Origin of the sequence: Actinoplanes couchii (assembly GCF_016862075.1) — a bacterium.
Classification (GTDB): Bacteria; Actinomycetota; Actinomycetes; order Mycobacteriales; family Micromonosporaceae; genus Actinoplanes; species Actinoplanes couchii.
The window spans coordinates 35,866-44,409 of the sequence record NZ_BOMG01000068.1; the positions used below are offsets into that span (position 1 = coordinate 35,866).

Genomic DNA, 8,544 nt, shown 5'->3' on the forward strand with positions numbered 1-8,544 from the left:
TTTGCGTTGATGGCGGCCAATATTGCGGACCTGTTCGAGCACGCGGTCGACGCCTTTCCCGACCGTGTCGCGGTGGCCTGCGGCGAGCGTGAGATCACCTACGCGGAGCTGGAGGAGACCGCCAACCGGCTGGCCCATTTCCTGCAGAGTCGAGGGGTGGGCAAGGGCGCCCACGTCGGGTTGTACGCGGGCAATTCGATCGAGGCCGTGGTGGCCATGATCGCCGTCTACAAACTCCGTGCCGTGGTCGTCAACGTGAACTATCGCTATGTCGAGAACGAGTTGCAGTATCTGTTCGAGGACGCGGGTCTCGTCGCGCTGATCCACGACCGGGCGTTCTCCGGCCGGGTGGCCGCCGTGGGGCACGAGTTCCGGGTGACCGTCGTGTTACCGGACGACGGCTCGCCCTGGCCCGAGGCGCTGACCGGCGACCCGGCGAGGGACTTCGGCGAGCGTGCCGGCGACGACGTCTATCTGCTCTACACCGGCGGCACCACCGGCTATCCCAAAGGTGTCATCTGGCGGCACGAGGACGTCTGGCGGGTGCTCGGTGGCGGCATCGACTTCATGTCCGGCGTCCCGGTCGAGGACGAGTGGTCGCAGAGCCGTCGCGGCGCCGAGATGCCGCCGATGACCCGGTTCTGCCTGGCCCCGCTGATCCACGGCAACGCCCAGTGGGCCGCCCTGGCCGCGCTGTTCGCCGGCGACACCGTGGTGTTCCTGCCGCACTTCGACGCCGACGAGGTGTGGCGCACCGTGGAGCGCCGCAAGGTCAACGTGATCGTGCTGATCGGCGACGCGATGGCCCGGCCGATCATCGAGGCGTACCTGGCCGGGAACTACGACGGGTCGTCCCTGATGGCGATCTCGTCGAGTGCCGCGCTGTTCTCCCCGTCGGTCAAGCGGCAGTACCTCCAGGCGCTGCCGGACGTGCTGGTCACCGACGCGGTCGGGTCGTCGGAGACCGGGTTCGCCGGGATCGGCATCGTCGCCGAGGTGGACGGCGGCGCGGTCGACGGGCCACGGATCACGCCGGGGCCGGACACCATCGTCATCGACGAGTACGGCAAGCGGGCCGAACCCGGGGTGATCGGCCGGCTGGCCCGGGGCGGGCACGTGCCGCTCGGCTACTACCGGGATCCGGTGAAGACGGCGGCGCTGCTGACCGAGATCGACGGGGTGCGGTACGCGATTCCCGGCGACCTGGCGCGGCTCGAGGACGACGGGATGATCACGCTGCTCGGGCGGGGGAACACCTGCGTGAACACGGGCGGGGAGAAGGTGTTCCCGGAGGAGGTCGAGGGGGCGCTGAAGTCGCATCCGGCGGTGTTCGACGCGCTGGTGATCGGGATCCCCGACGAGTTGCTGGGGCAGAAGGTGGTGGCCCTGGTGCAAAAACGCGATGAATCGGATATGTCGGATCTAGACGAGCATGTGCGGCAGCGGATCGCCGGCTACAAGGTGCCGCGTGCGATCTGGCTGGTCGACACCATTCAGCGCACCATCAGCGGAAAAGCAGACTACCGCTGGGCCCACACCTACACGAGGGAACACGATGCGGACTGACCTCTGCGACCTGCTCGGCATCGACCACCCGATCGTCGGCTTCAGCCCGTCCGAGCACGTGGTCGCCGCGATCAGCCGGGCCGGCGGACTCGGGGTGCTGGGCGCGGTCCGCTTCAACGACGCCGCCGAACTCGACACCGTGCTGACCTGGCTGGACCGGGAGACCGGCGGCCGCCCGTACGGCGTGGACGTGGTCATGCCGAGCACGGTGCCCACCGAGGGCCTGCCCGAGGACCTCAACGCGATGGTCCCTTCCGGACACCACGAGTTCGTCGAACGTACGCTGCTGCGCCTGGGTGTTCCGCCCCTGTCGGCGGCACAGGACCGTCCCGGGGTGCTCGGCTGGCTGCACTCGGTCGCCCGGGCGCACGTCGAGGTGGCGCTGAACCATCCGATCCGGCTGATCGCCAACGCCCTGGGCCCGCCGCCCCCGGACGTGATCAGCCAGGCCCACGACCGCGGGGTCCTGGTCGCCGCGCTGGCCGGCCGGGCCGACCACGCCCGCAGCCACGTCCGCAGCGGCGTCGACATCGTGGTGGCGCAGGGTTACGAGGCGGGCGGGCACACCGGCGAGATCGCCGGGATGGTGCTGGTCCCGGAGGTGGTGGACGCGGTGCATGTGCCGGTCCTGGCCGCCGGCGGCATCGGCAGCGGGCGGCAGATCGCGGCCGCCCTGGCGCTCGGCGCGCGCGGCGTGTGGATGGGGTCGCTGTGGCTGGGCACCACCGAATATCAGAGTGGCCACGCGCTGCGCGAGGCGCTGCTGCGGGCGACCTCCAGCGACACCGTCCGGTCCCGGATCTACTCCGGCAAACCGGCGCGCCTGCTCCGGAACCGGTGGACCGACGCGTGGTCGGCGCAGGGCGCCCCGGCGGTGCTGCCGATGCCGTTGCAGAACCTGCTGGTGTCGGCGGCCCACGACCGGCTGATGGCGTCCGGGGATCCGACCGTCGTACCGATGCCGGTGGGTCAGATCGTCGGCCGGATGAACGAGGTGCGCCCGGTCGCGGCGGTACTGTCCGACCTGGTCACCGAGGCCGACGAGACGTTGGGGCGGTTGCACAAACTGTTGTGAGGTGAGCCCTACTTGCGTTGGCGCCACAGGTGTGCGGAACAATGCGTCCATGACGGACGAGCGCTCCAAGATGGACAGCACGGTTCCGCACTCGGCGCGGATCTGGAACTACTGGCTCGGTGGCAAGGACAACTTCGCCGTCGACCGCGCCGCCGGTGACGAGGTGATCGCCCACATCCCGGACATCCCGATCGGCGCCAAGGCCGAGCGGGCGTTCCTCAAGCGTGTGGTCACGTTCCTCGTCGAGGACGCCGGCATCCGTCAGTTCCTCGACGTCGGCACCGGGCTGCCGTCGGCGGACAACACCCACGAGGTCGCGCAGGCCGCCGACCCGCACTCCCGGGTGCTCTACATCGACAACGACCCGCTGGTCATGGCACACGCGCGGGCCCTGCTGACCAGCACGCCCGAGGGCGCCTGCGACTACGTCGAGGCCGATCTGCGGGAGCCGGCGACGATCCTGGAGGCCGCGCGGCGCACGCTCGACTTCACCCAGCCGATCGGGCTGATGCTGCTCGGCGTCGTCAACCATCTGATGGACGACGACGTGGCCTACGGCGCGGTCGCCGAGCTGGTCAAGGCGATGCCGGCCGGCAGTTACCTGGTGCTCACCCACTCCACCGCGGAGATCCACGGGGAGCCGATGTTGCGGGCGATGCGCGAGACCACCGAGCGCGGCGGCACGCCGATCCGGGCGCGGACCAGGGTGGAGCTGGAGCGGTTCTTCGACGGGCTGGATCTGCTGGAGCCGGGTGTGGTGACCTGCTCCCGCTGGCGGCCCCTCGCGGATTCCGGTGAGCCCGAGGTCTACCTCTTCGGCGGGGTTGCCAAGATCTGACCCCTTTTTTGTACGTTCCACCAAGACGGTCCCGCCTCGACCACGCGAGGTGGGCCGTGCATCCGGCCCGACGGCGCGGCCGCCGGGCCGGATGCGGTGGTCACCGGCGTACCATCAGGCCTTGCAGTTGTTCTTCTTCTTCCAGGCCGCGACCGCGGTGGCCGGGTTCTTCTGCCCGCCCTTGCGCCACGACGTGAGATAACTGGCCGGCCACACCACGCCCCGGCGGACCTTCCAGTCACCGGTCTTCTTGCAGGCCGGCGAGATGCCGTAATGCACGTGGCAGACGTTGTTGGCGTTGCCGGTCTTGCCGACCTTGCCCAGGTGCAGCCCGGCCTTGACCCGCTGGCCCACCTTCAGGCCGGCGCGCACCGAGCTGAGGTGCGAGCCGTAGTAGCGCACGCCGTCGTCACCGAGGATCGACACGAACTTGCCACCGTTGTAGGGGCCGGGCTTCATGCCCTTCTTGAACTTGTCGACCCGGCTGATCTCCAGCACCACACCGTTCGTGGTGGCCCGGAACGGCTTGCCGCAGGCGGCGAAGATGTCCGTCGCCGGGTACCCGGAGTGGGTCTTGTGGAAGGAGACGTTCGCCGCCTTCACCGGGAAGATGTACTTCTTGGCCGCGGCCGCCTGTGCCCCGGCCGTTTGTGTTTCGACCGCCTGTGTTCCGGCCGTTCGTGTTTCGGCCGCCGCCAGTGTCAGGTCAGCAGGCGCCTCCGCGACCGTCTGCTGCGCCCTCGGTTCATCGACGGGAGCCGCCACAGCCGCCGCCCCGGTGCCGAGGAACGCCAGCGCGGCGACCCCGGCCAGATAGGGATGAATTTTCATCGAGTCACCATAATCGCTGGTAGAGATCCTTCGCAGGCTCCACCGGAGTGATCATGAACTCGCTTCGCCGGTGAACTCGGCGACGATCTCGTCCAGGACACGGCTCGTGTCGTCGTGCGCGAGCGTCTTCCACAGGGCCCAGCCGCGCCCGCGTGCCCACTCCGCGTCGCCGACCGCGAGCCGCTCCCGGAACACCGTTCGACCCTCCGCGGTCAGCAGCGTCCAGGCCACCGCCAGATCACAGGCCGGGTCGCCGACACCGCACGTTCCGAAGTCGATCACCGCACTCAGCCGCCCGTCCTCGACCAGTAGGTTCCCGGCCGCGACGTCCCCGTGGAACCAGCGGTCCGGCGCGGCTTCCTCCTCGGCGTCCAGTGCGTCCGCCCAGATCGCCCGGACGATCGCGGTGTCCCGGGTGAACAGCGGCTCGTAGGTGCGCAGCGTGCCGCCCCGGAACCAGTTGTGCAGCCCCGGCCTCGGCCCGTCGGTGGCATCGACACTCCGCAGCGCCAGCAGGAAGTCCGCCAGATCGAGCGCGAACCGGACCGGGTCGGTGATCAGTTCCGGACGTGCCGGTTCGCCGGCCAGCCACCGGTGCACCGACCACGGGAAGGGGTAACCGGCGCCCGGCTCACCCCGGCCCAGCGGCGCCGGGATCGGCAACGGCAGCCGGCCGGCCAGCACCGGGAGCCAGCGGTGCTCCTTCTCGACGGCCAGGGCGTACTCGGCGGCGGACGGCAGGCGCAGGGACATCCCCGTACCGAGATGGAAGGTGAAGTTGTCCCAGCCGCCGGCCGCCACCGGCTCGACCGGCAGCCCCGCCCACTGCGGGAACTGCCCGGCGACCAGCTCGCGCACCTGCTCCACCGAGACGGTGACCCGCTGCGGCGGGGGACCGAGATCGCTCACGGGCGGTTCTCGTGGACGTACTCGCGGCCCCGGACGAACGCCGCCACCGGGTCGTTGTCGCAGTACTGCCACGGCCACTCGCTGGCCAGATCACCGAGCAGGTCGTGGGCGTGCCCGGCCGCCTCGAATGCCTCGACGAACTCGCACGTCAGCGCGAACGTGGCCACCCGCGGCACCCAGCCCGGACCGGTCCGGAAATCCGGGTGCAGATAGGACTTCGACGCCGCCGCCACGATCTCCTCACGGACCTCCGGCTGCTTGATCCACGCCGCGTCCTCACCACTCGGCAACGACAGCCACTTCTCCAGGTGCGCCACCGCGATCAGCTCCGGCAGCCAACTCCCGTTCGGGGCGGCCGCCGTCGCCTTCCGGGCGAAATCGAACATCAGGTCGTGGCTGCCCGACCACTTCGCGCAGAGGAACTGCAGGTACTGCTCGTGCGCCACGACGTGCAGCGGATGCCGCTTGACCACCTCGCCGAACCGGGCCTGCGCCTCCTCCCGGCCCACCTGACGGCCGCGCGCCGACACCACCAGCCACGTCCAGGCGGTCACGTCGTCCGGATCCCGGGCCACCACCTCGTCCAGCAGGTTCTCGGCCAGCTTCAACCGGCGGGCGAACTCCCGGAACTGCTCGCCGCTGGTGTACTGGGCCCGCTGCGCACCCCGGGCCTCCCACGCCCAGGACACCGCGTGACAGCCGCGGACCAGCACCGGCAGGGTCGAGTCCGGCTCGGCGGCCGTCCACTCCTTGATCCAGTCCTGCACGCCGTCGACCGCGCAGGCCGCCTCCATCAGGAACGCCCGCACGTCCGGGTCACGGGCCTCGTCGAAGACGTCCCGGGCGGTGCGCCAGTCCTGCCTGGTCATCGCGTCGATCAGGGTGCGGGCGGTCGGATCGCCGTAGGCCGGGTCGATGACGATGTCCGGTTTCGGCGGCTCTTGGTTCTTGCGGCTGAACGGCCACATGAGATGGTCCTCCCCGTTGTCGAAGGAGGATCTTAAACTTTCTACAGTGGGTCGCGCCTTCTACCTGGGGTTGCGCCTTCTACCGGGGTTGCGCCTTCTACCGGGGGCGCCTTCTACAGGGGGTTGCGCCCGATGAATGCGATCAGTCTGGTCTGCGGGTCGGCGTCCGGTGGGACCGGGACCGCCGGACCGTACTGGCCCGACGACCGCAGCATCGCGTCCATCGGTTCCATCGCGGCCAGCAGCTCGGCGCAATGGTCCTGGTCGAGGCGTTCGTCCTGGCCGGTGGCACGGGCCAGGTCCCAGGTGTGCATGAAGACGTCGGTCGTGTAGAAACGGTCGACCGCCTGATCCAGCGGGACCTCCCCGAAATGCGGGTTGGACAGCGTCCGTCCCGGTGTTTCCGGATCATCGAGCAGATTTTGTACGGCCGTCACGTGCACTCGCCAGGACTCCACCGGATCGGTGTTCACCCCCGGACCCTGCGGCAGGGTGATGCCGGCGCCGGACTGCAGCAGGCCGGGAAGCCACTCGATCAGGTGACCGACCACGTCCCTGGCCGTCCACCCGTCGACCGGAGCCGGGGCGTCCCAGTCCCGTGCGCCGTCGACCCGGGCGGTGAAGGCGGCCGCGATCCAGCGGTGGCGGTCAGCGGGTGCCATCATCGGGATTCCTTTCGGGACCTCTTATGCGCTGCCTCTTATACGCGGCGTCTCGTGCGCGGACTCTTATGCACGGCGTCCAGGGCACGGCCTCTCGCAATGTCTGAGATTTCACCCGTCAGTGTCACTCGGAAATCACTAGTGGACCAGGAAACGCGGAAGAGCGTGCGAAGGCCCTGATCCGAACCGGATCCAGACTTCCGCACGCTCTCCGTTTCACCGTCACCGACGCCGGTTTCCCAGCGGTCTTCCAGGCAGGTTTCCCAACAGGTTTCCCGGTGGGCCTACCAGCAGGTTTTCCCGGCAGGTTTCCCTGCGGGTTTCCGGCGATGACGAGATCAAATCAGGGGCCGATTTCAGCAGGCCCGGGGAACAACGTCAGATGGTGCGGATGTTCTCGGCCTGCGGGCCCTTCTGGCCCTGCGAGATCTCGAATTCCACCCGCTGGTTCTCCTCGAGCGTGCGGTAACCCGAGGATGCGATCGCCGAGAAGTGGGCGAACACGTCGGGGCCGCCGCCGTCCTGAGTGATGAAGCCGAAGCCCTTGTCGCCGTTGAACCACTTCACGGTGCCGGTGGCCATGTTCTTCTCCTTGCGGGGATGGGAGTTCCGCACCGTGCGGAACTCCACGTCACTGCATTGATACCCACCCGGGGCCATGTCACCCATAGCCGGGTCACCGACACCGGGTCATCGACAAAAAACGCCTGTCGGCCAGAAGCCCGTCAGGCGTCTAAAATCGTCTGTGGAAATCAAAACTGCAACACGCCCAACGTAACACACGATTCGGGGAAGGACCCGGGAAATCCACCACCCGGAGCGTAGGGTCAAGCGAAATCGCTGTCACTCGCCGGAGGTGAAATGCTCGTCTTCCCCACCCCCCTCTTCACAGCGATGACCCTGCTCATCGTCACACCCCCCAACGTTCCCGAACAGTTGACCTCCCCGTCACCCCCCACCTCCCGGACAACAACCACCCTCCCGGCCTCCCGAACCCTCCTGCCGACCGGCGGCGATCTGATCTCCAGCCCCGGTTCATCGGCCCACGGCGTCGTGATGGCTCGTGCCGCCCTGCCGGTGCGGGGTGATCTGGCCGTCCCGGTCCTCCAGTTCACCGCGGCCGGCCACCCCGCTCCCGACAACCCACCGGTCCGCCCGTTCCGGGTGACCTTGACCGTGCCCGAGTTCCCCACTCCGCCCGGCCACCTACCACCCCACCCAGCCCAGGCCACCTCGAACACAGCCCATTCCCCAACCACGGCGGCAAACCAGAGCCCAGTTACTTCCCTTCTCCGCCAGCGGCCCGCCACCTCCATCGCGCGCAGTTCCCTTCTCCGCCGGCAGCCCGCCACCTCCATCGCGCGCAGTTCCCTTCTCGGCCGGCAGCCCGCCACTTCCATCGCGCGCCGGCATCCGGCCTTTTCCCTGCTCCGCCAGCCAGACGCCTCCTCGGCCCAGCAGTCAGTTGGCATGGTGACCCGCGCCGGCCTTTCTGCGCCTTCGGATCTCGGCTTCTCCGGCGCCCTTCTCCCTGGGGCTGCTCTCGCCAGCGCCGTTCTTGCAGGTGCCGGGCGTGAAGAGTCGGACGCTCGCGAAGGTCCAGACGTCCGTGAAGAGTCGGACGTCCGTGAAGAGTCGGACGTCCGTGAAGAGTCGGACGTCCGTGAAGAGTCGGACGTCCGTGAAGAGTCGGAC

9 protein-coding genes are annotated in these 8,544 nt (G+C 68.9%); 3 read left to right on the forward strand and 6 right to left on the reverse strand.

The window, feature by feature from the left end; genetic code table 11:
- The first annotated feature begins 9 nt into the window (after positions 1-9).
- From Aco03nite_RS27700 to Aco03nite_RS27710, 3 genes are read left to right on the forward strand one after another with little or no spacing between them, the layout of a single operon-like run.
- The gene (locus Aco03nite_RS27700; protein WP_203799573.1) at positions 10-1,566 is read left to right on the forward strand and encodes an acyl-CoA synthetase; all 1,557 of its coding nucleotides are present in this window, start codon (positions 10-12) and stop codon (positions 1,564-1,566) included.
- Positions 1,556-2,641 carry an NAD(P)H-dependent flavin oxidoreductase gene (locus Aco03nite_RS27705; RefSeq protein ID WP_203799576.1) on the forward strand — a complete coding sequence of 362 codons (1,086 nt, stop codon included), beginning with the start codon at positions 1,556-1,558 and terminating at the stop codon, positions 2,639-2,641. Before Aco03nite_RS27700 ends, Aco03nite_RS27705 begins: the two co-directional genes overlap by 11 nt.
- Positions 2,642-2,690: 49 nt before the next feature.
- The gene (locus tag Aco03nite_RS27710) at positions 2,691-3,479 is read left to right on the forward strand and encodes an SAM-dependent methyltransferase (RefSeq protein ID WP_203799579.1); all 789 of its coding nucleotides are present in this window, start codon (positions 2,691-2,693) and stop codon (positions 3,477-3,479) included.
- A gap of 114 nt (positions 3,480-3,593) precedes the next feature.
- On the opposite strand, the gene Aco03nite_RS27715 is transcribed toward Aco03nite_RS27710, so the two are convergent.
- The 6 genes from Aco03nite_RS27715 to Aco03nite_RS27740 form a co-directional block, all read right to left on the reverse strand.
- Positions 3,594-4,310, reverse strand: a complete 717-nt coding sequence (locus Aco03nite_RS27715) for a M23 family metallopeptidase (RefSeq protein ID WP_203799582.1) — start codon at positions 4,308-4,310, stop codon at positions 3,594-3,596.
- Positions 4,311-4,361: 51 nt separating this feature from the next.
- Complete coding sequence (locus Aco03nite_RS27720) at positions 4,362-5,219, reverse strand: aminoglycoside phosphotransferase family protein (protein WP_239145478.1); 858 nt, start codon at positions 5,217-5,219, stop codon at positions 4,362-4,364.
- Complete coding sequence (locus Aco03nite_RS27725; protein ID WP_203799585.1) at positions 5,216-6,187, reverse strand: tetratricopeptide repeat protein; 972 nt, start codon at positions 6,185-6,187, stop codon at positions 5,216-5,218. Before Aco03nite_RS27725 ends, Aco03nite_RS27720 begins: the two co-directional genes overlap by 4 nt.
- 113 nt (positions 6,188-6,300) lie before the next feature.
- Positions 6,301-6,852, reverse strand: a complete 552-nt coding sequence (locus Aco03nite_RS27730) for a TIGR03086 family metal-binding protein (protein WP_239145479.1) — start codon at positions 6,850-6,852, stop codon at positions 6,301-6,303.
- A gap of 375 nt (positions 6,853-7,227) precedes the next feature.
- Entirely contained in the window at positions 7,228-7,431 is a 204-nt protein-coding gene (locus Aco03nite_RS27735; RefSeq protein ID WP_092557390.1) for a cold-shock protein, read from the reverse strand.
- Positions 7,432-8,310: 879 nt separating this feature from the next.
- Positions 8,311-8,544: hypothetical protein (locus Aco03nite_RS27740; protein ID WP_203799588.1), on the reverse strand; the 234-nt coding region annotated here is incomplete at its 5' end.